The sequence below is a fragment of the Qipengyuania sp. genome (assembly GCF_042095715.1).
Classification (GTDB): Bacteria; Pseudomonadota; Alphaproteobacteria; order Sphingomonadales; family Sphingomonadaceae; genus Qipengyuania.
Window position 1 is genome coordinate 25,174 of the sequence record NZ_JBELMO010000012.1, and the last position, 23,611, is coordinate 48,784.

The 23,611-nt window shown below is 63.3% G+C and carries 25 protein-coding genes; 13 read left to right on the plus strand and 12 right to left on the minus strand.

Annotation, left to right across the window (positions count from 1 at the left end; genetic code table 11):
- The first annotated feature begins 126 nt into the window (after positions 1-126).
- Both ACFDTG_RS04940 and ACFDTG_RS04945 read left to right on the plus strand, forming a co-directional pair.
- Complete coding sequence (locus tag ACFDTG_RS04940; RefSeq protein ID WP_375289901.1) at positions 127-894, plus strand: SDR family NAD(P)-dependent oxidoreductase; 768 nt, start codon at positions 127-129, stop codon at positions 892-894.
- Positions 895-1,306: 412 nt separating this feature from the next.
- Positions 1,307-1,561, plus strand: coding sequence for a hypothetical protein (locus tag ACFDTG_RS04945; protein ID WP_375289902.1), 255 nt, complete (start codon positions 1,307-1,309; stop codon positions 1,559-1,561).
- Between the two features lie 101 nt (positions 1,562-1,662).
- Here the strand turns inward: ACFDTG_RS04945 and ACFDTG_RS04950 are convergent, their stop codons facing one another.
- Both ACFDTG_RS04950 and ACFDTG_RS04955 read right to left on the minus strand, forming a co-directional pair.
- On the minus strand, positions 1,663-2,133 hold the full coding sequence (locus ACFDTG_RS04950; RefSeq protein WP_375289903.1) for a hypothetical protein: 471 nt from the start codon (positions 2,131-2,133) through the stop codon (positions 1,663-1,665).
- Positions 2,134-2,462: 329 nt separating this feature from the next.
- Positions 2,463-2,714 carry an SWIB/MDM2 domain-containing protein gene (locus ACFDTG_RS04955; RefSeq protein ID WP_375289904.1) on the minus strand — a complete coding sequence of 84 codons (252 nt, stop codon included), beginning with the start codon at positions 2,712-2,714 and terminating at the stop codon, positions 2,463-2,465.
- A 306-nt stretch (positions 2,715-3,020) separates the two neighbouring features.
- On the opposite strand from ACFDTG_RS04955, the gene ACFDTG_RS04960 reads away from it, so the two are divergent.
- A complete protein-coding gene (locus ACFDTG_RS04960) occupies positions 3,021-4,451 on the plus strand; it encodes a S41 family peptidase (protein ID WP_375289905.1) in 1,431 nt (476 codons plus the stop codon).
- A gap of 55 nt (positions 4,452-4,506) precedes the next feature.
- On the opposite strand, the gene ACFDTG_RS04965 is transcribed toward ACFDTG_RS04960, so the two are convergent.
- The 3 genes from ACFDTG_RS04965 to ACFDTG_RS04975 all read right to left on the minus strand — a co-directional run bounded on the left by ACFDTG_RS04965 (position 4,507) and on the right by ACFDTG_RS04975 (position 6,546).
- Positions 4,507-4,899: a response regulator gene (locus ACFDTG_RS04965; RefSeq protein WP_375289906.1), complete on the minus strand. Its 393-nt coding sequence runs from the start codon at positions 4,897-4,899 to the stop codon at positions 4,507-4,509.
- Positions 4,899-5,960 carry a PAS domain-containing protein gene (locus tag ACFDTG_RS04970; protein ID WP_375289907.1) on the minus strand — a complete coding sequence of 354 codons (1,062 nt, stop codon included), beginning with the start codon at positions 5,958-5,960 and terminating at the stop codon, positions 4,899-4,901. The genes ACFDTG_RS04965 and ACFDTG_RS04970 overlap by 1 nt, the downstream gene beginning before the upstream one ends.
- 130 nt (positions 5,961-6,090) lie before the next feature.
- On the minus strand, positions 6,091-6,546 hold the full coding sequence (locus ACFDTG_RS04975; RefSeq protein ID WP_375289908.1) for a COG3650 family protein: 456 nt from the start codon (positions 6,544-6,546) through the stop codon (positions 6,091-6,093).
- 109 nt (positions 6,547-6,655) lie between these two features.
- Between ACFDTG_RS04975 and ACFDTG_RS04980 the strand changes: the two genes are divergently transcribed.
- Positions 6,656-7,195 (plus strand): hypothetical protein, encoded by a 540-nt coding sequence (locus tag ACFDTG_RS04980; protein ID WP_375289909.1) that lies wholly within the window; start codon positions 6,656-6,658, stop codon positions 7,193-7,195.
- 33 nt (positions 7,196-7,228) lie between these two features.
- On the opposite strand, the gene ACFDTG_RS04985 is transcribed toward ACFDTG_RS04980, so the two are convergent.
- Positions 7,229-8,464, minus strand: a complete 1,236-nt coding sequence (locus tag ACFDTG_RS04985) for a polyhydroxyalkanoate depolymerase (protein ID WP_375289910.1) — start codon at positions 8,462-8,464, stop codon at positions 7,229-7,231.
- Between the two features lie 143 nt (positions 8,465-8,607).
- On the opposite strand from ACFDTG_RS04985, the gene ACFDTG_RS04990 reads away from it, so the two are divergent.
- The 5 genes from ACFDTG_RS04990 to ACFDTG_RS05010 all read left to right on the plus strand — a co-directional run bounded on the left by ACFDTG_RS04990 (position 8,608) and on the right by ACFDTG_RS05010 (position 14,295).
- Positions 8,608-10,410 (plus strand): ABC transporter transmembrane domain-containing protein, encoded by a 1,803-nt coding sequence (locus tag ACFDTG_RS04990; RefSeq protein WP_375289911.1) that lies wholly within the window; start codon positions 8,608-8,610, stop codon positions 10,408-10,410.
- A gap of 136 nt (positions 10,411-10,546) precedes the next feature.
- Positions 10,547-12,703: a M13 family metallopeptidase gene (locus tag ACFDTG_RS04995; RefSeq protein WP_375289912.1), complete on the plus strand. Its 2,157-nt coding sequence runs from the start codon at positions 10,547-10,549 to the stop codon at positions 12,701-12,703.
- A gap of 74 nt (positions 12,704-12,777) precedes the next feature.
- Positions 12,778-13,587 carry an undecaprenyl-diphosphate phosphatase gene (locus ACFDTG_RS05000; RefSeq protein WP_375289913.1) on the plus strand — a complete coding sequence of 270 codons (810 nt, stop codon included), beginning with the start codon at positions 12,778-12,780 and terminating at the stop codon, positions 13,585-13,587.
- Between the two features lie 94 nt (positions 13,588-13,681).
- Positions 13,682-13,951, plus strand: a complete 270-nt coding sequence (locus ACFDTG_RS05005; protein WP_375289914.1) for a hypothetical protein — start codon at positions 13,682-13,684, stop codon at positions 13,949-13,951.
- A 74-nt stretch (positions 13,952-14,025) separates the two neighbouring features.
- Positions 14,026-14,295, plus strand: a complete 270-nt coding sequence (locus ACFDTG_RS05010) for a hypothetical protein (protein WP_375289915.1) — start codon at positions 14,026-14,028, stop codon at positions 14,293-14,295.
- 97 nt (positions 14,296-14,392) lie between these two features.
- Here the strand turns inward: ACFDTG_RS05010 and phhA are convergent, their stop codons facing one another.
- The gene (phhA, locus tag ACFDTG_RS05015; RefSeq protein ID WP_375289941.1) at positions 14,393-15,283 is read right to left on the minus strand and encodes a phenylalanine 4-monooxygenase; all 891 of its coding nucleotides are present in this window, start codon (positions 15,281-15,283) and stop codon (positions 14,393-14,395) included.
- A 105-nt stretch (positions 15,284-15,388) separates the two neighbouring features.
- On the opposite strand from phhA, the gene ppk2 reads away from it, so the two are divergent.
- Positions 15,389-16,165: a polyphosphate kinase 2 gene (ppk2, locus tag ACFDTG_RS05020; protein WP_375289916.1), complete on the plus strand. Its 777-nt coding sequence runs from the start codon at positions 15,389-15,391 to the stop codon at positions 16,163-16,165.
- On the opposite strand, the gene ACFDTG_RS05025 is transcribed toward ppk2, so the two are convergent.
- The 5 genes from ACFDTG_RS05025 to ACFDTG_RS05045 all read right to left on the minus strand — a co-directional run bounded on the left by ACFDTG_RS05025 (position 16,162) and on the right by ACFDTG_RS05045 (position 20,474).
- Complete coding sequence (locus ACFDTG_RS05025; protein WP_375289917.1) at positions 16,162-17,400, minus strand: acetyl-CoA C-acetyltransferase; 1,239 nt, start codon at positions 17,398-17,400, stop codon at positions 16,162-16,164. The genes ppk2 and ACFDTG_RS05025 overlap by 4 nt on opposite strands.
- Positions 17,401-17,566: 166 nt before the next feature.
- A complete protein-coding gene (locus tag ACFDTG_RS05030; RefSeq protein WP_375289918.1) occupies positions 17,567-18,793 on the minus strand; it encodes a CoA transferase in 1,227 nt (408 codons plus the stop codon).
- Between the two features lie 3 nt (positions 18,794-18,796).
- On the minus strand, positions 18,797-19,972 hold the full coding sequence (locus ACFDTG_RS05035) for an acyl-CoA dehydrogenase family protein (RefSeq protein WP_375289919.1): 1,176 nt from the start codon (positions 19,970-19,972) through the stop codon (positions 18,797-18,799).
- Positions 19,969-20,157 carry a hypothetical protein gene (locus ACFDTG_RS05040; protein ID WP_375289920.1) on the minus strand — a complete coding sequence of 63 codons (189 nt, stop codon included), beginning with the start codon at positions 20,155-20,157 and terminating at the stop codon, positions 19,969-19,971. The genes ACFDTG_RS05035 and ACFDTG_RS05040 overlap by 4 nt, the downstream gene beginning before the upstream one ends.
- Before the next feature lie 5 nt (positions 20,158-20,162).
- Positions 20,163-20,474: a hypothetical protein gene (locus ACFDTG_RS05045; protein ID WP_375289921.1), complete on the minus strand. Its 312-nt coding sequence runs from the start codon at positions 20,472-20,474 to the stop codon at positions 20,163-20,165.
- Positions 20,475-20,603: 129 nt separating this feature from the next.
- Between ACFDTG_RS05045 and recQ the strand changes: the two genes are divergently transcribed.
- From recQ to ACFDTG_RS05060, 3 genes are all read left to right on the plus strand, one after another.
- Positions 20,604-22,379 carry a DNA helicase RecQ gene (recQ, locus tag ACFDTG_RS05050; protein ID WP_375289922.1) on the plus strand — a complete coding sequence of 592 codons (1,776 nt, stop codon included), beginning with the start codon at positions 20,604-20,606 and terminating at the stop codon, positions 22,377-22,379.
- 82 nt (positions 22,380-22,461) lie between these two features.
- On the plus strand, positions 22,462-23,376 hold the full coding sequence (locus ACFDTG_RS05055) for an SPFH domain-containing protein (protein WP_375289923.1): 915 nt from the start codon (positions 22,462-22,464) through the stop codon (positions 23,374-23,376).
- Between the two features lie 25 nt (positions 23,377-23,401).
- Complete coding sequence (locus tag ACFDTG_RS05060) at positions 23,402-23,593, plus strand: toxin-antitoxin system HicB family antitoxin (RefSeq protein ID WP_375289924.1); 192 nt, start codon at positions 23,402-23,404, stop codon at positions 23,591-23,593.
- The last annotated feature ends 18 nt before the right edge of the window (positions 23,594-23,611 follow it).

The following is a 23,611-nucleotide window of genomic DNA, read 5'->3' on the forward strand; positions in this document are numbered from 1 at the left end:
TGTCCCAACCTTTCACCATTGCCATTATGTGGCACCGAGTATTATAAAATGGGATTGCAGGCGTCAATAGACGGTCGCAATCAGTTTCGCTGTGGCACGAGTGGGCCGCAGGTGGGAGAAAACGGGATGACGAAGCTTCTACAGGGCAAGACTTTGCTGGTCACCGGGGCATCGGCGGGGATAGGCCGCGCAGTAGCCATCGGTGCGGCACGGCATGGGGCCGACATCGGCATCAATTATTCGAGGGACGATGACGGAGCACGGGCTGCTGTCGCCGAAATCGAGGCGGCGGGGGGGCGCGCGATCGCGGTAAAGGGCGATGTATCCGACCCTGCCACGGCGACCGACTTCATCGCGAGGTGCACCGAGGAATTCGGCAAGGTCGACGTGTTCGTGAACAATGCCGGCATCTGCCCGTTCCATTCGCTGCTCGACATGCCGGTTGAGACCGTCGATCGCACGATGCGAGTCAATCTCCATGGCGCCTATTACATGGTGCAGGCGGCGGCGCGGCAGATGGTGGAACAGGGCCATGGCGGGGCGATCATCGCGGTGTCTTCGATTTCGGCGCTCGTCGGCGGCGAATTTCAGACCCATTATACCCCTACCAAGGCCGGGGTTCACTCGCTGATGCAATCTGCTGCCATCGCTCTGGGCAAGCACGGCATTCGCTGCAATTCCCTGCTCCCGGGCACGATTCTGACGGACATCAACAAGGAAGACCTGGCCGACCAGGATAAGCGCGACCGGATGACTGCTCGTATCCCCCTGGGCCGGCTCGGCCAGCCGGACGACATGGTGGGACCGGTTGTCTTCCTCGCATCGGACATGGCCGAATACGTGACCGGAGCGGCGCTGCTCGTCGATGGCGGTGCTTTCGTAAACCTGCAGTGAGAAAACCTCAGGCGGGCCAGGCCATCGCACGCTCGAGCCGACGACAGAGCTGCCGCTCTACGAGCTGAACAGCGGGTTCACAGGTGCCGGACCCGGGGGAAGGTCGACCGGCGGAAAAGCTTACGAGGGATATATATTCGAGAACTGGTTGATCAAATTGACGAGAATCATGGCGGAACCGGACATCAGACCGATAACGGCCAATCTCATACGCTGTCTAACGCTCATAACGGGGCCTTTCTTAAGCCCCGCTATGCGCTGCAGAGTTTCTAGATTTGGTTAACGCGAGCCTCCGCCGTGACGCCAACATGCGCGTTGGCCAACCGCCGACCTTACAGCGATCCGCTCGGATAGCGGACTTTCCGCTTGCGACCCAATTGCGGACGTTTCTGAGAGCGGTAAGTTCGGTGCGATGAGCCGCTCAATCCTCACTGGCATCCTCAGATTCGTTGGTATCCTAATATATTCCGCGGCTCTTGCCTTCGTTCTGTTGATGGTTGGCTTTAGCGAAGGAAAGGTGCTTGATTTCTCGGCCGCAGCGAGCGGTGCCAACCCGTTACCGTTGATTGCAATCTCATTAGTTTGCTGGATAATCCTGCTTGCTCTGCCGATATGGCTCGCCGTCGCCTTCCTCAAGAGATTCGCACTCCGCCTTCGCGGCTCTTGAGCTTGCACCTTTCACCCCCCACAGTGTGAGTGAGTTGCGAAGCTGGTGATCTGCCAAAAGCTGAAGGGAAAGTAACGACCCCGTTGAGACATGACTTGCGGCTAATTTCCGCATTCATGGTAGGAGCCGTCGGAGCTTGGCGCGTCAATAATTTTCCAGCGGCTCGATACGACTGAGATCAGGTCACGGCGTAGATTTTGCGTGTTGCTGTCGGACCCGAGTAGATCGTCGTTTCGGAACATCGATACTCCGACAGACTTCGCTGACGCCGCCCCGATGTTGTTGATCATGACAAGCCCGGCTTCCGACCGCCATCTGGTGTCTTCCATCAAGAGCGCAAATAAGTGTTCTGTCGCAATGGGGCTATCGAGCGCCTGCAAATCCCTGCGGGCCAAATTGGAGTAATCGTCAACCGTGGACCCATAGTGCGTGGCCACTCGAGTTGCGACCGCTTTCAAAACCGCCAAGTCTTCAGTGTTGGTAAGACAGACCCCGAACTCATCATAAGGCCGTTGGGACGCGCACGCCGTTAGCAGAAGAGCAGAGCCGAAAAGGAGGGTGCGCGCCGTCATCTGCTTGATCTAAGACTATCTTTGGCCAAAGCCAAATGACCGATTCCCACCTCAATATCGGTCGTTCGCGAAGCTTGCCATGAGCGGATCGTCCGATCCGCCTTGTTGTGGCCCAGATCAGGACTAACCGCTAAAGCCCCATTTCCTGCCACAGAAGGCCCGGTTCGAGCGGGCCAATTGCGGATTCCCCGAAAAGTCGGAGGATCAGCCCGCGCACAGCAAAGCCCCCTCCCCATCGGGGAAGGGGCCTGAGTAACGGGGGCGGCAAGCGCGCCCTGCCCGTCGCTGCGATCGGGCCCTTCGCGCTAGAACCGCGAGGGCCGTGTCGATCAGCTCATGTGCTTGGAGACGGCGCCCGTCATCTTGAACATGGAGATCTGCTCCTTGCCGATCACCGCGCCCAGCTTGTCGTCGGGATTGATCATGCGCCTGTCCTTCGAATCCTGAAGGTCGTTCGCCTTGATGTGGTCCCACACCTTGGAGGTGACCTGCGCACGGGTCATAGGACCCTTGCCCACCACCGCCTCCAGCTCGGGCGAGAGATTTACCGGCTTCTGCAGCGCGTTGTTCTTGCCAGCCATGATCGTTCCTTTCCTGTCAGGCCTGTTCGTCTTTTCTCTGAACGGCGCGGCTTAACGCGCGGGCGTCCATCAATCCACCTTGGCGCGCCGGGGGGAGCAGCGCCATCTCGATTTTCGTTGCGAACATGGTTTATCCGCAGAATTGCATGAAAAACACGGCGGAACGCACTCAATGGCGAAGTAAATTGCTTGCTTGCCGCTTCATAAGCCCGTGTTAAGCCGATCTGAAACATATTGCGGCCCGCCGTGACCCCCACGGCCCGTTCCGGAGAGAATCGCATTAACATGCATTTGGGTCGCGCCATCATGTCATCGCTCGCCGCGCTATCGCTCACCGCCTGCGGCGGTGGTGGGGGCGGCGGAACCACTCCCGCTAGCGACGGCGGCGGAACCCCGACCGGTGGCGGCAACATCGGCACGTGCAGCTATGCCAGCCGGGCCGACTGGGCGCGCGGCGTGATCCAGGAATGGTATCTGTTTCCAAACGGCCTCAACACCGCCGCCAATCCGGCCAGCTATACCAACCTTCAGGATTACATCGACGCGCTGGTGCGCCCCTCGGTCACGCCCGCGGCGGGCGGCACGGGCGGTCCGCTCGAAAAGGCCGGCCTCACCTACATCACCTCCATCAAGGAGGAGAACGCGCTGATCAACAGTGGCTCCAACGCAGGGATCGGCATCCGCCTGTCCTACGACACCGCGACCAACCGCGTGTTCGTGGCCGAGGCGTTCGAGAATGCGCCCGGCTTTGTCGCCGGGATGGATCGCGGCACGCAGCTCATCTCCATCGGCGGGCAGAGCGTGGCTGCGCTGATGTCCTCGGGCGGGGCGGCGGCGGTCTCCGCTGCGCTCGGCCCCTCGGAACCGGGTGTTACCCGGACGATCACCTTCCGCACCGCGGACGGCCGGGAGCTGACCCGCGACATCACCAAGCAGGACTATGCCCTCGACCCCGTGTCGGACCGCTATGGTATCCGGATCCTTAGCGATGGGGCCGGCGGGCAGGTGGGTTATGTCAACCTGCGCACCTTCATCGTTGCCGATGCCGCCAACCAGCTGCGCGCCGGGTTCGCGCAGTTCAAGGCCGCCGGGATCACGCGCATAATCCTCGATTTCCGTTACAACGGCGGCGGCCTGGTCTCCAATGCGGATTTGCTAACCGATCTGCTGTTGGCCGCCAATGTCGGGCAAGTCTCGTCCCAGACGGTGCTGCGCCCCAGCAAGGCGAGCGAGAACCAGACCACGCGCATCACCGCGCGCTCAGAAGCCGTTGCCGCCACCCGCGTGGCAGTGATCGGGCGGGAAGGGACGGCCTCGGCCAGCGAGCTCGTCGCCAACAATCTTATCCCCTATCTTGGCGGTGGGCTGGCGCTGGTGGGCGAAAACACCTTTGGCAAGCCCGTGGGCCAGTTCGCCTTCGACCGCACAGCGTGTGACGACCGGCTGCGCGCCATCGCCTTCAAGACGGTGAACGCAGCCGGCAATGGCGAATATTACGGCGGCCTGGCTTCCGTGGTGCCGGCGACCTGCGCGGCGGGTGACGATTTCACCCACCAGCTCGGCGATCCGGAGGAAACCTCCATCGCAGTCGCGCTCGATTTTCTGGCCGGACGGTCCTGCACTGCGATTTCGCAGTCGAGCGCGGGAATTTCGGGCCAGGGTGTCACGGCGCGGGCACGACCGATTCAGCCGGCCCAGCCCAATGTCGTTCAGCGGGAGAATCCGGGACTGTTCTAGACCGCGTGCGGCATATTCGGGGCGCCGACCAAGTGGGTGATCGGCACCATGCGGGCTATTTTCCGGTGGCGTTCGAAAGCGCGTGCGCCTGTCCGAATTCGTCGATGGCGGCGGCCACCACGCGCTCCGAAATTGCCGGCTTGGCAATCAGCCGCGCGCCGAGACTGCGAATCGTCTCATCGCGTCGGTCAAGGTCGCCGGAGTGCAGGATGAACGGAATTCCGCGCTTGTTGAGCTCTTCGGCAATGGGGGCGCAGGTTTCCCCGCGGGACAGGCTGACGTCCAGTATCGCCACGTCGATCTCGCTCACATTGTCCAGGTGATCCAGCGCCTGGGCGACGCAGCCGGCGCTCGCGAAAGTGCTTCCGGCATCTTCGACCGCGAACTCGAGATCGAGCAAGATCAAGGGTTCGTCCTCGACCAGCAGGATGCAGCGTGGCGTGGGCATCAACCGGCCCCCCGCAGTGGCAAACGAAGCTCAACTCGCAGTCCCTCGCGGTCCCAATGCCGCTCCACGCTACCCTCGGAAGCGCGCAGCAGCCGGTCGATTATCATCGTCCCGGTGCCCCGTTGGGGATCGGTTTCGAGGATTTCCGGCCCCCCTTCCTCGCGCCATGTCAAAAGCAGATCGCCCTCCTCCGTCGAGTGCCAGCTCACCGTCACATGTCCGCCTGGCTGCGACCAGGCTCCGTATTTTCCGGCATTCGCCGCCAGTTCGTGCAAAATCATACCGATGGAGGAGACCACGCCGAAAGCCACCGGCACCTCTTCCCCATCCAGCGTCACTTGCGCGCCGTAGGGTTCCAGCGCGGCCTCGATAGCCTGTTTAAGCGGCGTCTGTCCGGTCACGGCATCATCGAGCGTGGCTTCATAGGCCCGCCCAAGCGCCTGGATCCGTGCCGTGATCTCATTGGTATCGCTTTGGATGCCGCGCACCCGCCCGGTCACGTTGACGATAGCCGATATGACCGAAAACATGTTCTTCATGCGATGTGAAAGTTCACGCGCCATGAGCCGGGCGTTCTGTTCGCGCGCTCGGGCTACATGGAGATCCGACACGTCCCACTGACTACCGAAGAAATACGCGAGCTTTCCCGTATCGTCGTAGATCGGGCCGATGTGGAGGGCGTTCCAGAAGGTGCTTCCATCCTTCCGGTAGTTCAGCAGTTCGACGATCATCACGTCTTCGGTTTCGATCGCCTTGCGAAGCTGCCTTACCGGCTCCTGATCGGTCTTATCCCCCTGCAGGAAGCGGCAGTTGCGGCCCAGGATCTCGTCTTCGCCATAACCGGTCAAAGAGCGGAAAGCGCGATTGGCGAAGATGATCGGATTGTCCGGCAGGTGCGGATCGGTGAGGCAAATCGCCATACGCGTCTGGGCCATCGCCTGTTCGAACAGCATGCCCGAGGACCCAGAGAAATGATCCTCCGGATGGCCTTCTAGAAAACGGCGGGGACTGTCGTCGAAGGCGAGGTTTGATTGGCTTTTCGGGTCTTCTGTATCGTGCATACGGTTCATCCGCGCCCCAAGCTATCTCGCGAAGGGTCGATCGCCACCCAGCCCGAGCAATTCGCGTCCGCGGGTAACGTTCCCGCCAAACGCTGCTGACGCCGGGATAAATCGGAACGCGAAAAGGCCGTCAAGGCTGTCGTGGCCCCGAAAAGCCGTGATCGCGCGTCCACGCACACCCCAGGCGCCGATCCTCGCCGATGGCCAATGTGGCGGTGAAGGGGTAGCGGCGGTCGCTCATGCCGTCCGAGCATTCGGCCTTGGTAACAATCAGGTCAACGGATTGCCCCGCGTCGGTTCCACTATAGGCCACCCCATTGTTGCCGGCAAAACGCTCCACGGAAATGACCGTCCCATCTGGATTGTTCATCGGGATATAGGTGAACTTGCCAGCCACAACCTCGCCTCGCCAGAACGGTTCGGTGCCGGTGAGATTGATGGCATCGTCGGGGCCGATCTCATTGAAGGCCTCCGTCCGCGCATCGAGATTGCGATCGTGGCCACAGCCGCTCGCGGCGGACAACGCGATAATCAAAAGACCAGTCTGGGCCGCACGGATCATGGGCGTGTCTTTCGAGCGCGCCATCCCTTGTGTCAACGAAATGTGTCCGGAGCGCCGGCGACCACTGGGACGGCTTGGGAACGCGCAGCCACCATCAAGCATTGATTGGGCAAACACCCGTTGGAGAATTCGCATGATATCGTCTCCCCTCACTTGGGGAGCTGGAGCGGCGTGCCTGATAGGCGGCGCCATCGCTGGCGCAGCTCTCGGCAGCACCCCGGTTATCGATCGCGCTTCGATGGGCGCATTCTATGCGCAGGAACAAGATACCTCGCCGCCGATGGTAACGGATTCGGCAGGAGAACAGCTTCCCGACCATTATCCTCTCGTTACCGCCCGCGGGACCGTTCCCGTAGAACAGCTTTCCGACCGGGGGCTATACAGCCAGGCGCGCTATCAAAGCCATTTTTCCTATGGCGAATACGATCCTTACGACGAGACGGTGCCTGCCGATTACCACATCGACGATTATGCTCCCCCGCGCCAGGAACCGCGCTATGTCGCGCGTGATCTGAGCCAGGAAGCCGGCGCCAAATCTGCACGACAAACGCAGCGTGCGGTGCCGTCACCAGCCGGTGTGGTCGTACCGCTGAGGTTGGCGGAGGGGCCAGCCTCGATCGGTCAAGCGGTCCAGCCGCTTAACATCAAGGTCTCGGCGCAACTCGCCAATTGATTGCAGCATCGGTCGTCAAACGCATCCCGGATTTTACGCGTGGGTTGCGATCCAGTCCTCGACCACCGGAGCGATCTTGTCCCGCCAACGGCTGCCGTTGAAGATCCCGTAATGCCCCGCTCCTTCGGCGAGCAAGTAACGCTTTCTGCTCTTGGAAAGCCCTTTCGCCAGCGTGAGAGCCGCCTTGGTCTGGCCGATCCCCGAAATGTCATCCCTCTCACCTTCCACGGCGAGCAGAGCGGTGGTCTTGATCTCACCCAGATCGATCGTTTCGCCGCGATGCGTGAAGGTGCCATTCGGCAGGGAGTGCTTCTGAAACACCTCCTCGACCGTTTGTAGATAGAATTCCGCAGTCATGTCGCACACGCTGCGGTACTCGTCGTAGAAATCCTTGGTTGCCTGCGCGCTTTCATCATCGCCGACGGTCAGGTGCTTGAACATCTCCCAATGGCTCATCAGGTGATTGCCAAGGTTCATGCTCATGAAGCCGGCCAGTTGCAGGAAGCCGGGATAGACCCTGCGTCCGGCACCGCGATATTGCATCGGCACTGTGGCGATGACGGTGTGGCGAAACCATTCGATCGGACGCTCCATCGCCAGGTCGTTGACCGTCGTGGGCGATTCGCGCGTGTCGATGGGCCCACCCATCATCGTCAGCGTCTTTGGCGCAGCATCGCTCTTGTGCATGTTCAGCACGGCGGTCGCTGCAAGTGCGGGAACCGAAGGCTGACATACCGCCACGGCATGCACGCCCCGGGCCGGTTCCTGCCGCGCGATGAATTCGAAGAATTCGATCAGATAATCGATGTAGTCATCGAGGTCGAAAGCCCCCTCGTCCATGGGCACCATCTTTGCGTCCGCCCAGTCGGTGATATAAACCTCGGCGCGCTCCGCCATGCGCTCCACCGTGCCCCTCAGCAGGGTTGCGAAGTGACCGCTCATTGGCGCCACGATCAGCACGCGCGGCGCATCCTTCGGCAGCCCGTCATGCGTAAAACGACGCAGGTCGCCAAACGGCTTGTTCAGGACGATGGCCTCGGTGACGGGATAGCTTTCGCCGTCGACGGTTACCGATTCGATCCCGAAAGCGGGCTTGCCGCGCGCGGCGGTTGCATGCGCGAAAACCTCCAGAGCATTGGCGGCGATCGGCCCCAGACCCATGTAGCCCATCGGCAGCACCGGATTGGAGAGCATTTCGGCCCCGATGGAGGCCCAGGCGCTGGCCGAGTTCAGCCAACTGCGCTGCAATTCATGCGCGTGATAAAGCAAATCAATGTCCCCTGCTGCGCCCGGTTTTTCGGATCGGTGTCTACGGTATGTGGCGATTGGTGCAGTGTTGTGCAACGCACAATCACCTGATCGGGTTATGCCAAGTGTGGATTTATGCCACATCGGGGCTTAACGCGCGCGCAATGGCACTATCCGAAAATTCCGATACGTCCCCGGTCCAGGAAGCTCCCAAGGCTCGGTCGCTGCGGCCTCTGGGTATCGTCTGGCGCGCTGCGCTTGCCTATCCGAAGCAACTCATGGCGGCGATGGCTGCCTTGCTGGTGACCGCGGCAGCCACCCTGGCAATTCCCGCCGGGTTTCGCCTGGTCATCGACCGGGGCTTCGCCGCCGGGGGCGATGCGGGGGATATCGGACGGTGGTTCCGCTATCTGCTCCTGATCGTAGTCGTCCTTGCGATCTTCACAGCCCTGCGGTTCTATTTCGTCAGCTGGCTGGGCGAGCGCGTGGTGGCGGACATTCGCCTGCGCGTGCAATGCAACCTGCTGCGCCTGGCCCCGGCCTATTACGAGGAAACCAGCCCCAAGGAAATTTCCAGCCGTATGACGAGCGATACCGCGCTTATCGAGCAGGTGGTCGGCACCTCGGTTTCGGTGGCGCTGCGCAACACGCTGATGGGCATCGGCGGGGTAATCTATCTCTTCGTCCTGGCTCCGAAGCTCACCCTGGGGCTGCTGCTGGTCATTCCGCTGGTAATCGTTCCGATCACGCTGTTCGGTCGCCGGCTGAGCGCCATATCGCGGACCAGCCAGGACCGGGTCGCCGACATCGGCGCCATGGTGTCGGAGGTTCTCTCCGCGATGAAGATCGTCCAGGGCTTCAATCAGGAAAACCGCGAAGCGTCCCGCTTCGGCGCCGCCGTCGAGCGCAGCTTCGAGACTGCGCGGCGGCGTATCGTCATTCGCTCGTTCATGACGGCAATCGTGATCCTGCTCATCTTCGGCGCGATTACGCTGCTGATGTGGCGCGGCGCGATCGATGTCAGCGAAGGACGCCTCACCGGCGGGACCATCGCCGCCTTCGTCCTTACCGGCGGGCTGGTGGCAGGCGCTTTCGGCGCGCTGACCGAGGTCTATGGCGATTTGCTGAGGGGTGCGGGTGCGGCGAGCCGTCTGGGCGAATTGCTCGAGGAACGCCCGACCATCGCGGCGCCGGAACGGCCGCTGGCTCTGCCCAGCCCGCCCCGCGGCGGCCTGTCCTTCCGCAATGTGACGTTCCGTTATCCCACGAGACCGGAAATCGCCGCGCTGCGCGATCTCAGCCTCGAGGTCGAACCCGGTGAGACAGTAGCCATCGTTGGGCCCTCGGGTGCGGGAAAATCGACGATCTTCCAGCTCGTGGAACGATTCTACGACCCCCAGGCCGGTACGATCCGGCTGGATGGCGTACCGATCGCCAGCGCCGATCCCGCCGATCTGCGCGAGCGCATTGCCCTGGTCCCCCAGGACGGGGTGCTGTTCAGCGCGAATGCTCGCGACAACCTGCGCTATGGCCGATGGGACGCGAGCGACGACGAGATCTGGGAGGCAGCGCGCGCCGCCAACGCCGCGCAATTCATCGAGGCGATGCCGCAGGGCCTCGATACCTTCCTGGGCGAGAATGGAACGCGGTTATCGGGGGGCCAGCAACAACGCCTCGCCATCGCGCGTGCAATCCTGCGCGATGCGCCCATCCTGCTGCTGGACGAGGCCACCAGCGCGCTCGACGCGGAGAGCGAACGTCTGGTCCAGGATGCGCTGGATCGCCTGATGAAGGATCGCACGACGCTGGTCATCGCCCACCGCCTGTCCACCGTGCGCGCGGTGGATCGGATCGTGGTGATGGATGAAGGCCGGATCGTCGAGCAGGGCACCCACGCGGAGCTTGCGGGCGCCGGGGGGCTATATTCCCGCCTTGCCAGCCTGCAATTCGGATCGGAAGTCGCCTGAGAGGCGGGTTTTCTACCAGACGCCCCAACCGCTCGACCAACGACTTTGGCGGGAAGCCCTAGCCCACTAGGGTGCGCGGCAACGCCTGCGGGCTTCGCCTCAGACCCTTCAGAACATTTCGGGAGCACAAAATAACATGAAATTTAGCGCAATTCTCAGATCGTGCAGCGCTCTGGCACTCGCCCTCAGCCCCGTGGCAATCGCATCGCCCGCCGCCGCGCAGGACGGCGCCAGCGCGACAGCGCAAGAGACCGTCCCCCTCCCATCGATGAATTTCGGCACTTGGGGCTTCGACCCGGAATCGATCTCCCCTTCGATAGATCCGGGCGACGATTTCTTTGCCTATGCGAACCAGAAGTGGCTCGATTCGAACCCACTTCCGCCCGAATTCAGCCGGTTCGGCTCGTTCAATCTGCTGCGCGAGAAATCGACCAGCGACGTGAAGGCGCTCGTGGATGAACTGGTCGCAAAGGATCCGGCGAGCCTTTCCGCAGACGAGAAGCGGATCGTCGATGCGTACAATGCCTTTCTCGACACCAGTGCCATCGATGCCGCGGGCCTTGCGCCGGCGAAACCCTACCTCGATACCATCTCTTCCGCGGACACGCTGACCGAACTGGCGAAGCTGTGGGGCGAACCCGGCTATTCGGCCCCGCTCGGCGGCTATGTCTCTGTCGACGCGAAGGAGCCGACGCGATATTCTGTGTATCTTGGTGCACGCGGCCTCGGTCTGCCCGACCGCGATTATTATCTGGACGAAAGCGCCAAGGGCCGGGACATCCAGGCGAAATATCGCGATTACCTCGCCTTCCTGCTTTCTCAGGCCGGATATGCCGATCCTGCGGCCATGGCGGCGAAGGTCTATGCGTTCGAGGATACGGTCGCGCGCACGGTGTCGTGGGATCGCGCAACACGGCGAAATCGCGATCTGACCTATAATGCCGTGACGCCAGCCGAACTCTCTGCGCTTACGCCCGATTTCCCGCTTGCGACGCTGCTCGAGGCCAGCGGCCTGGCGGAAACGGACCGCTACATCGTCTCCGATCTGCCGCCCAGCGCCGGGCGCGCCGAAGAGCTGGGCCTGGATGCCGATACGATCGCCAAGATCGGTGGCGGCCTGCCCGCCATGATGGCGCTTCTCGAAAACACGCCCGTCGACGTGCTGAAGGCATGGACCGCCAAGGGTTTCCTCTCGGCGAATGCCTCCGTGTTGCCGAGTGCGATCGACGATGCGGACTTCGCCTTTTACGGCACGCTGCTGAACGGCACGCCCGAACAGCGCGCAAGGTGGAAGCGTTCAATCGCGGAAACGGAAAGCCTGATCGGCGAGCGCGTGGGCGCAGCGTATGCGGCGCGATACTTCCCGCCCGAAAGCAAGGCCGCGATGGAAAAGCTGGTCGGCAACCTGCGCGTCGCGCTGGGGCAAAGTATCCGCGAGAACGACTGGATGAGCGCGGACACGAAGAAGGAAGCGCTCGCCAAGCTGGAAGCCTTCGACCCCAAGATAGGCTATCGCGACGAACTGGAAACCTATCCCGGCCTCGATATCGAGCCGGGGCAGCCGCTGGAAAACCGAATGGCAGCCGGGCGCTGGGCCTGGAACGACATGGTGTCAAAGCTTGGTCAGCCGATCGACCGCACCGAATGGGGCATGCTGCCGCAGACGGTGAACGCTTATTACAACTCCACCAAGAACGAGATCGTTTTTCCGGCGGGCATCCTGCAACAGCCCTTCTATGGGCTAAGCGCGGATCCGGCGGTAAACTATGGCGGGATCGGCGCCGTGATCGGACACGAGATGGGCCATGGTTTCGACGACCAGGGCTCCAAGTCCGACGGCACGGGCATGCTGCGCAACTGGTGGACCGATGCAGACCGCGCGGCCTTCGACAAGCTGGGCGATGCATTGGTCAGCCAGTACGAAGAATTCTGTCCGCTCGACGAGGGGCAGACCTGCGTGAACGGGCGCCTGACGCTCGGCGAGAACATCGGCGACGTGGGTGGTCTCAGCCTGGCCTACAGGGCTTACAAGCTTTCGCTGGGCGGCAAGGAGGCTCCGGTCATCGATGGGCTGACGGGCGACCAGCGCTTCTTCCTCGCCTGGGCGCAGGTATGGCGCAGCCAGCAACGCGACGAGGCGGCTCGCCAACGCCTGCGCACCGATCCGCACAGCCCGGAGCAATTCCGCGTCAACGGTGTCGTCCGGCAGATGGAACCCTGGTACAAGGCCTTCAACGTCACTCAGGACGATGCCCTTTACCTGCCGCCCGAGGAGCGCGTGCATATCTGGTAACGGCTGCCAGGCTGAATTGACCGAAGGGTGTCAGGTCGCTTGACTTGGCACCCTTCTGCGTCTTGTGCGCCCGTATGAACGAGACCATCACTGCAATCCTTCTCGGCATCGTCGAGGGGCTTACCGAATTCGTACCGGTATCTTCGACGGGTCACTTGATCCTCGCCACCGAGCTGTTCGGCTACGACGCTGCGCAGTGGGCGATGTTCAACGTGGTGATCCAGCTCGGTGCGATCCTGGCGGTCGTCTATCAATATTGGGGCACGTTCTGGACCGCGCTGATGGATCTGCTCCAATGGAAGAGCCACGGCGTTCGTTTTGCCCGCAACATTCTGGTCGCCTTTCTCCCCAGCGCTGTGCTTGGGCTCGCTCTCAAGGACTATATCGACATCATGCTCGGCAGCCCGTCGGTCGTGGCCTGGGCGCTGATTGCCGGCGGTATCGCCATTCTTGCGATCGAGAAGGTCGCCGATCCCAGGGGCGAGGAAGGCGTTGCGGACCTGCCGCTCAAGAAAGTGCTCGGAGTGGGGTTCGCGCAGTGCCTTGCCATGGTGCCCGGCGTCAGCCGTTCAGGCGCGACGATCATGGGAGCTCTCGCCATGGGGGTGAACCGCAAGACCGCCGCCGAGTTCTCATTCTTTCTGGCCGTGCCGACCATGATCGGCGCCACCACGCTGGAACTCCTCACCAAGTCGGACGAACTCTCCGGCAGCGGCACGGTAGGCTGGGGAGAGATCGCGATCGGCTTCGCAGTGTCCTTCGTCGTCGCGTTGTTCGTCATCAGAGCCTTTGTTGCTTACGTCAGCCGGCACGGATTTGCCCCGTTCGCCTGGTATCGCATCGTGCTGGGCGGCGCAGCCGTGGCGTGGCTCGCCCTGCGCTGACATACTAAGGGCGCACGCCCGCCCAGGTGCCCCGGAACCATTCCGTGCCATGCGATTTTAGCTTGGTAACACGTGATAATGGGCCAGAATTTCTATGGGACTGCTTATCGTTCTCGTCGTCGGCGCGACGCTGGGATGGTTATCTTCTATCGTCATCGATCGTGAGGATCGGACTGGCACGGCCAGCTGCGTGATCGCCGGTGCGCTGGGTGCATTGGTCGCCGCCGTTCTGGCGGGCGAGGTTCCGTTGCTTTCCGGCGTCAGCCCTGCACAGTTGCTCTTTGGAGTGCTGGGCAGCCTGGTTGCGATCGCCGTCATCAACATCTGGCAGGGCCGGGCACGATCCCGCGTTAGAAACATTTGACTTCGCAAGGTTGGCCCGTAGGGTCCGCCCGCTTTCCAGACCAATGCTTTCCATATCAACAAGGGGAAATGGAAATGAAGACCGTATTTAAGACCACCATGATCGCCGCCGCACTGACCTTCGGTCTCGCCGCTTGCGAAGGACCGAACGAGAACGCGATGGAAGACGCCGGCGAGCAGAACGCCGAAATGGTAAACGACCAGGCCGAAGCCATGGAAGATGCCGGCGCGATCTCCGACGATCAGGCCGAAGCCATGACCGAGAACGCCGAAGACAAGGCCGACGCCATGGAAGAGCAGGGCGAAGCCATGGACGAAGGCGCCACCACCACCGAAACCATGTAATCTTCGCGCTCAGCGAATATGCGAACGGCCCCGGAGCGATCCGGGGCCGTTTTCGTAAAAGCGTCCCAAATGCCTTGATCGACTCGTGGGTGAGGCTTCAGACGGGTCTTGCCCCGCTGCCGCGCCCGCCCCGCAGCAGATATTCCTGCGTACCGCGATGCAGGACGTGGTCGACATCGATGATCGCGCTGTTGGCATAGGTGAAACCGGGGGACAGGCTGCGATAAAGTCGCTCGAAATCCCGCTCCACGGTCTGATGATAAAGATCCTCGAATGATGGGATCACGAAATATGTCGGCTGAAGATCGCTGATGACGTAGTCGGTGCGCATGACCCGATCGACGTTCAACATGATGCGGTTCGGGCTTTCGGCCTCCACCGCATAGACCACCTCGGTCGGGCCCGAGAGAATGCCCGCGCCATAGGCCTTTATGCCCGACGGCTCCTGAATCAGCCCGAATTCGACGGTGTACCAGTACAATGCGCCTAGGGATTTGAGACGGTTGAACCGCATCGCCTTCCATCCGGCGCGCCCGTATTCCTGCATGTAGTCGGCGTAGACCGGATCGGTCAGCATCGGCACATGGCCGAAGACATCGTGAAAAACGTCCGGCTCCTGGATGTAGTCGAAGGTTTCCCGGGTGCGGATGAAATTGCCTGCCGGGAAGCGCCGATTGGCAAGATGCCAGAAGAACACATGGTCGGGGATGAGCATGGGTACGGGCACCACGCTCCACCCGGTCAGCCTCCCCAGTTCGGCGGACAGTTCGGAGAAATCGGGGACGCCGCCCCGGCCCAGGTCCAGCTTTTCCGTCCCGCGCAGGAAAGCGCTGGCGGCGCGGCCCGGCAAAACATCCATCTGGCGCGCAAAAAGATCGTTCCAGATCTTGTCGTCTTCGCTTGTATACTCGGTCTGGCTGGGCTCCAGCCAGTCTTCGCCGACATGCCCAGGCCGCTTGAGAGGGGCGGTGAAAACGTCGTCCGGCATTTCGGGCAGCCGGGTGAAATCGGTTTCCGGTTCGATGAGCGTGGCGGTAGTCATGAGGTTCAAATAGCATCCCCCCCGGCGGCATACAAATCGCAAGGAGCGCGCATGAAGTCCAAGCACTATGAAAAGACACTGGAAGCGCTGCATGAGGAGCTTGTCGGGATGGCCCGCTGGGCGGCCGCGACGGGCCAGCGGATCGTGGTGCTGTTCGAAGGGCGCGACACCGCTGGAAAGGGTGGAGCGATCTCCGCGATGCGGCACCCGCTCAATCCCCGCCAGTGCCGCGTCGTGGCGCTGCCCAAGCCAAGCGAGGCCGAGAGTACGCAATGGTACTTCCAGCGCTATGTCCAGCATCTGCCGAGCGCTGGCGAAATCGTGCTGTTCGATCGCAGCTGGTACAATCGCGCCGGGGTGGAGGCGGTGATGGGCTTTGCCAGCGCGGCGCAGGTGTCCGCCTTTCTCGCCCAGACACCGGTGTTCGAGCGCTTGCTCGTCGAAGATGGCATCCGCCTGTTCAAATACTGGCTCACCACCGATCAGGAGCAGCAGGAAGAGCGGTTGCAGGAGCGGTACGAGGACCCGCTCAAGCGCTGGAAGCTATCGCCCATCGACCTGGCGGCGCGCGCGAAATACACCGACTATACGGATGCGCGGGAGGCCATGCTGACCGCGACCCATACCGAGTGGGCGCCCTGGACGCTGGTCGATTTCAACGACCAGAAACGGGGGCGGTTGACGCTGATCCGCGACCTGCTGGACCGGTTGCCCGATACCGCCGTGGCCCCGCCCGCAATCGAGCTGGCGCCGCTTGGGCACGCACCCGAAAAGGAAAGCTACGGCGTGTTGCAGCCGCTGCCCGATTTCGACGCTGGCGACGGTTAGGCCGCGCGCTCGAAGATCGCGGCCATTCCCTGCCCGCCGCCGATGCACATGGTTTCAAGCCCATAGCGCACTTCGCGGCGGTGCATCTCGTGCGCCATGTCGACCAGGATGCGGATCCCGGTGGCACCAATGGGATGGCCGAGGCTGATGCCGGAGCCGTTCACATTGAGAATGTCGCTGCGGCTGTCATCCTCGCTCCAGCCCCAGCCCTTGAGAACCGCCAGTGCCTGCGGGGCGAAGGCTTCGTTGAGCTCGACCAGTCCGATATCGTCCCAGCCCATTCCGGTGCGCGCGAACAGCCGTTCCACCGCCGGGACGGGGCCGATGCCCATGCGGCTGGGGTCGCAGCCCGCCGCGCTCCATGATGTGAGCCACAGCATGGGCTCCAGGCCCAGCTCCTCCAGCTTGTCTTCCGCCACAATCAGACAGGCGGCGGCGGCATCGTTCTGCTGGCTGGCGTTGCCCGCCGTCACGACCGCGGAGGGATTGGACTTGCCTTCGATGGCTCTCAAGGCACCCAGCGATTCCATGCTCGCATCGGGGCGGAACCCTTCGTCCCGGTCGAAGACCTTGGGGTCGCCGCGCCGCTGCGGGACCTCCACCGGCACGAGCTGGGCGTCGAACTTGCCCTCGTCCCACGCCCTCGCCGCGTTCTGGTGGCTGCGCACCGCGAAGGCGTCCGACTGCTCGCGGCTGATATCGTAGTCGCTGGCGAGATTTTCCGCCGTCTCGATCATGCCGCTGATCACGCCGAAACGTTCGATGGGCTGGCTCATCAGGCGTCCGCGCGTCAGCCGGTCCCACAGGACCATGTCCCCCATGCGCGCGCCGTGCCGCGCCTTGGTGGTATAATGTTCGACGTTCGACATGCTTTCCACGCCGCCCGCCAGCACACAGTCGGCGACGCCGGTCTGGACCATCATCGCCGCGGTGGCGACGGCCTGCAGTCCCGATCCGCAGCGCCGGTCGAGCTGGAAACCGGGCACTTCGATGGGCATTCCGGCGGCAAGCCAGCTCCACCGACCAATCGCCGGGGCCTCACCGCTACCGTAGCCCTGGCTGAAAACCACGTCATCGACGCGCGCCGGGTCCACACCCGTGCGCTCCACCAGCGCCTTGATGATGATCGCGCCCAGTTCGCCCGCTTCGATGGGGGCAAGCGTGCCCAGAAAGCTCCCGACCGGGGTGCGCAGGGGCGAGCAGATGGCAACTCGGCGGAGGGGTGATTCGTTCATCGATCAAAGTCCAAGGCTTAATGAAGTTGACACTTGGTTGACGCAGGTGACGCAGTCCTGGGATTAAAATCCAGGGCTACGAGGCAGGCGCCAATCGCGTTTCGAAAATGGAGTTTGCTGCGTTCATAAGCCGACCATGGCACAAACAGGGCCTTGTAGGACAGGCTCATTTGCGGTCGGACAGGCGCGCGATGCCGCGATCGACCAGATCGCCGATCGCGCCGCTCGGCAGCCCCAGCCTTTCGGCCAGTACCGCTTCGGTATGCTCGCCAAGGAACGGCGCGGGGCGCGGATCGGCGGGCTCGCGCCCCGGAATATTGGCGAAGCTGCGCGTCGCGGGATAGGCGAAGCCGCTGGGATTGGCGGGCGATGGCCCGAACAGAGGATTGCCTTCCACCAGCAGCGGGTCCTGCGCGGCCTCGTGCATGGTGCGATAGCGTTCATAGGTTGCCCCCGCGGCGCTGAGGCGCGCCTCCAGATCGGCCCAAGGAAGCGCCCCCGCCTTCGTCTCGAACAGCGCGAACAGGCGATGGCGGTGTGCGAAGCGCGGCGTGTCGCCATCGGCGAAACACACGCCAAGTTCGTCTTCGAGCGCGACGATCTCGTTGCCCAGATCGAAGGCACCGACCAGCCCCTGCCACTGCTTGGCGGTGAGCGCCGCGACCATGAAGCGCACCCCGTCGCGGCTGCGGAAGTCGCGCCCGAAGGCGCCCCAGATCGCATTGCCCAGCCGCTCGCGGTCGCCGCCGCGATAGAGCATCTCGGCCATCGCCCCGCTATTGGCCATGGTTCCGATGGCGACATCGCCCAGGGGCACGCGCAGTTCGCTGCCCTCCCCGGTTCGATCGCGGTGGCGGATGCCCGACAGCAGCGCAAACGCGGAATAGGCGCCGGTGATGAAATCCCAGGCCGGCAAGACCTGATTGACCGGCGGCGGATCGGCCGCCTCCCATTCTTCCGGCCCGCACATCAGCGGATAGCCGCTGGCCGCATTGACGGTGAAATCCATCGCCTGCCGGCCATCGTGCCAGCCCATCACCCGCAGCGATACGAGGTCGGCGCGCCCCCGGCTCATCGCGGCGTGGCTGAGGAAGCTCTTTTCGGGCAGATTGGTGATGACATTGCCCGTCTTGCGGGTCATTTCCACCAGCAATTCGCGCCCTTCGTCGCTGCGCAGATCGAGCGCGACGGACTTCTTGCCCCGGTTGAGATTTTCCCACGACAGGCTGCGGCCCTCGCGCGTGAGCATATAGCGATCGTAATCGAGCCCGCCGGCCTTGTGATCCACGCGGATCACCTCTGCTCCGAACTGGGCGCAATATAGCCCGGCGGTGGGGGAAGCGACGAAGCTGGACGCTTCGATTATGCTCAGATCGCCGAGAAGATCATACATCGCTCAGCTATGCGCCGCGAATTCGCGGAGCATATGCTTGGCGATCTGGAGTTGCAGGATCTGGGTCGTCCCTTCGTAGATGCGATAAATGCGCGCATCGCGGAAGAACCGTTCGGCGTCGTATTCCGCCAGATAACCGGCGCCGCCATAGATCTGCACCACGCGGTCGACCACGCGCCCGCACATCTCGGATGCGAAGACCTTGAACGCCGCGGCCTTGGTGATGGTGTTCTCGCCCCGGTCCACGCGGGCCGCGACGTCTTCCATCATGCATTCGGCGGCGTAGATCTCGGTCTCGCTCTCGGCCAGCATCTGCTGGATGAGCTGGAAATTGGCGATGGGTTCGCCGAAGGCCTTGCGCTCGCTGGCATAGCGGACCGCGCTGTCGAGCGCGCGGCGGGCATAGCCGGTGCTGGCCGCGCCCACGGAAATCCGCCCGTTGTCCAGGCTCTTCATGGCGAACACGAAGCCCCGGCCCGTCTCCCCGCCCAGCAGCGCGTCGCCGGGCACATGGACATCATCCATGATGACGTCCGCGACCTGGGCACCGGACTGGCCCATTTTCTTGTCCGGGCTGCCCGTGGACATGCCGGGGGTATCCATCGGCACGATGAAGGCGGAAACATGGGCGTTCTTGGGCAGCGCGTCCTTTTCGGTGCGCGCCATGATCAACGCGACATCGGCCTGCGGCGAATTGGTGATATAGCGCTTGGTGCCGTTCAGGATCCAGCCGTTGCCGTCGGGGTCGGGGCGCGCGGTGGTCTGCATGGCGGCGCTGTCGCTGCCGCTGCCAGGCTCGGTCAGGCCGAAACAGGCAATCTCGCCCGCGGCGATGCGCGGCCACCACTCGGCTTTCTGCGCATCGGTGCCCCCGTTCTTGATGGCGGAATTGAACATGCCGACATTGATCGAGAAGATCGAACGGAAGGCAGGCGCGGCATAGGCCATGGTCTTGACCACGCGTGCATACTGGCTGGTGCTGAGCCCCGCCCCGCCGAATTCCTCGGGAACGGTCAGACCGAACAGGCCCATATCCTTCATCTCCGCCAGCACGTCCGCCGGGATCGCATCGTTCTCGATCGTCTCCTTCTCGGCAGGGATCAGCCGCTCGCGCACGTAACGGTCGAGCTGGTCGATGAACTGTTCGAAGGTATCGGCATCCATTCCGGTCTGCGTCATGGCGTGGCGTTCTCCTCGGGAACCGGTGTCGGGGTGGGTGTTTCGTCGGCAGGGATCATGGCCTTGGCCTCCGCCACGGCGCGTGCCTCGCTGGGCGTGGGCGGCGCGGGTGCTTCGGAATCGTCCGAGCATCCGGTCGCCGCCAGCGCCAGGGCGGCCAGCACGATGCGAAGCCGCAGGGGCATTGGGCTTACTGTTCCTCGGTCTCCATGTCGCCCATTGCATCGGCAGCCGCGGCTGCGGTGTCGGCGGCGCTGTCGCCGGCTGCCTGGATGCGATCCTCCTCGGTTTCGGCCGGGGTGGTGTCATCGGCAGGATCGACGAATTGCGTATTGGCGTCGGGATCTTCGACGGGCATCGCTTCGACACCCTCCAGCGCCTCGTTAGCCGGGATTTCGACGGTGTCGGCCTCGGCCTCGGTCGAGGCGTTATCGGAACTGCCGCAGGCCGACAGGGCCAGGGCGAGCGGGGCGGCAAAGGCGATTGCATGGCGAAGGGTCATCGGTTCTCTCCTGAAAGGCGGGCCTGAAAAACAGGTTCGGCGCCAGTAACCATAGGGCCGGTCGCTGGCCAAGGGGAAAAACGCCCTTTCGCCGTTCCCACGAACCAATGCGTCTGCCAACAGCCGCGCATGGATCGCCCAAACCTCGACACCGCCCGAAGCGCGCTCAAGCGGGTTTTCGGGTTCGACGACTTTCGCGGGCGACAGGGCGCGGTGATCGAGCGCGTCCTCGGGGGCGAACGCACGCTGGCGGTGATGCCGACGGGCGCGGGCAAGTCGCTGACCTATCAGCTGCCCGCGGTGCTGCTGGAGGGAACCTGCGTGGTCGTGAGCCCTCTGATCGCGCTGATGCACGATCAGCTGCGCAGCGCGCGGGCCAACGGGATCCGCGCCGCGACGTTGACCAGCGTAGACGCGGACTGGCGCGAAACGATCGACGCGTTTCGCGCGGGCGAGCTCGATCTGCTCTATGTCGCGCCCGAGCGGGCAAGCCAGCCGGGCTTTCGCGCGCTGCTGTCGGAGGCACCGCTCGCCCTGTTCGCGATCGACGAGGCGCATTGCGTGTCCGAATGGGGGCATGATTTCCGCCCCGATTACCGCCAGCTTCGCCCTCTTATGGATGCCTTCCTCGAGGTGCCGCGCCTCGCGCTTACGGCGACCGCGGACAGGCAGACCCGCGCCGATATCCTGGGTCAGCTGGGCATTGCGGAGGAGGGGCTGGTGCTTGCCGGGTTCGACCGGCCCAACATCCGCTATGCGATGCGCCCGCGCGACAATCCCGCGCGCCAGATCGCACAGCTGATGGCGCAGCAGCCGGGGCCGGGCATCGTCTACGTCCCCACTCGCGCCAAGACCGAGCGGCTGGCCGAACAGCTTTCAAAGGCCACCGGGCGGGAGGTGCGGCCCTATCATGCAGGGCTCGACCCAGGTGTCCGCGCCGACAACCAGGCCGCCTTCGTCGCCAGCGAGGATATGGTGGTGGTGGCGACGGTCGCCTTCGGCATGGGGATCGACAAGCCCGACGTCCGCTTCGTGGCGCATGCCGGGATTCCCAAGTCGATCGAGGGCTATTATCAGGAAACGGGGCGCGCCGGGCGCGACGGCGATCCCGCCCGCGCGGTGATGTTCTGGGGCGCGACCGATTTCGCCACCGCGCGCCAGCGCCTGTCCGAAGTGCCCGAGGATCGCCGCATGGCCGAGCGCGCACGCCTCGATTCGCTCGCCGCCCTGATCGAGACGCCGGATTGCCGCCGCGCGGTGTTGTTGCGGCATTTCGGTGAGGATCCGCCTGCCGAATGCGGCAATTGCGACAACTGTCTGGACAAGCCCGGCACGGTCGACGTCACCGAACTGGCGCAGAAGCTGCTCAGTGCAGCTTATCGCACCGGCCAGAGCTTCGGCATCGGCCACCTCGCCAAGGTGCTGACCGGAAGCACGGACGAGCGCGTGCGCCAGCGCGGCCACGATGCGCTCAGCGTCTACGGGATCGTCGGGGCCGAAGAGGCGGCACTGCTCCAGCCGCTCGCCCGGGCGCTTCAGGCGCGCGGCGTGCTGGTCGCCAACGTGCACGGCGGGCTGGAACTGGGCGGCGATGCCCGCGCGATCCTGAAAGGGGGCGAGCAGGTGGCGATCGTGATCCCACCGAAACGGTCCGGCCGCCGCCGCGATCGCGGCGCGGCCAACCCGGTGGACGATCCGCTGTTCGAGGCACTGCGCGACCTGCGGCGCGATCTGGCGAAGGAGGCGGGTGTGCCGCCCTATGTTGTCTTCCACGATTCGACCCTGCGCGCCATCGCCGAAGCGCGCCCGTCGTCGCTATCCGAGCTGGGCGCGCTCCCGGGTGTCGGGGCGAAGAAGCTCGATGCTTACGGACGGCCGTTTCTGGACGCGGTTACAAGGGGTTAAGTACCGGCCTTTCCCAAAGCTTGACTCGCGCCAACCGCGATATAAATATGATATCATAATTATATCGAAGGAGGGCTTTTCGATGTCCATCGAACTCATAGGGATGAATACCAGCATCGAGCGCAAGGGCGCCAGCTACAGCGGTTATCCGGTCCTGTTCATCCTGCTCGCGCTCGCCGCCGTAGTGGCCTGGGATCTGATCACCGGCCTGCCCCCCGCGGGCGCCTCCAAGGCTGACAAGCTGATGTTCGTCGGCCTGCTTCTGGGACCGATCCTTGCCGCTGTCTTCATCGGAATCGGATTTTTCATGATCCAGCCCAACCAGGCCGCCGTCCTGACATTGTTCGGTGAATACCGCGGGACGGAGCGGCGCGAGGGGCTGCGCTGGGTGTGGCCGTGGATCATGCGCAACAAGATCAGCGTGCGCGCCCACAATATCCATTCGGAACGCGTGAAGATCAACGATTTGCGGGGAAATCCGATCGACATCGCCTGCAACGTGGTGTGGCGCGTGCGCGATACGGCACAGGCTGTGTTCGACGTGGACGATTACAAGGCTTTCGTGAACATCCAGATCGAGGCCGGGCTGCGGACGGTCGGATCGCGCCACCCCTATGACGATTTCGAAGGCGAGGAAACCACACTGCGCAGCAGTGGCGACACCGTGAACCGCGAGTTGCTGGAAGAGCTGAACGACCGGGTCAAGGTGGCGGGAATTGTGGTGGACGAGGCGGGCCTGACTCATCTCGCCTATGCTTCGGAAATCGCAGGCGCCATGCTGCGCCGGCAGCAGGCCGAAGCGGTCATCGCCGCGCGGGCCAAGCTGGTGATGGGCGCGGTGGGCATGGTCGAGGACGCGCTGACCAAGCTGAGCCAGGACAACATCGTCGAGCTCGACGACGAGCGGCGCGCGACCATGGTCTCCAATCTGATGGTGGTGCTCTGCGGCGAGCGTGAGGCGCAGCCGGTCGTCAATGCCGGTACGCTTTATCAATAAGCACGCTCTGCGGATTTCCTGACCGATGCAGAAGAAAGCCTTCGCCCTTCGCCTCGATCCGGCGGTCTTCGCCGCGATCGAGCGACTGGCGGGAGCCGAGTTGCGAAGCGCCAACGCGCAGATTGAGATGTTGCTCCGCGAAGCGCTCAAGAAGCGCGGGGTCGAAGTCAGCAAGACCGCCCCGCCCAGGCGTGGGCGACCGCCCAGAAACGAATGATCAAGGAAGGATGGCATC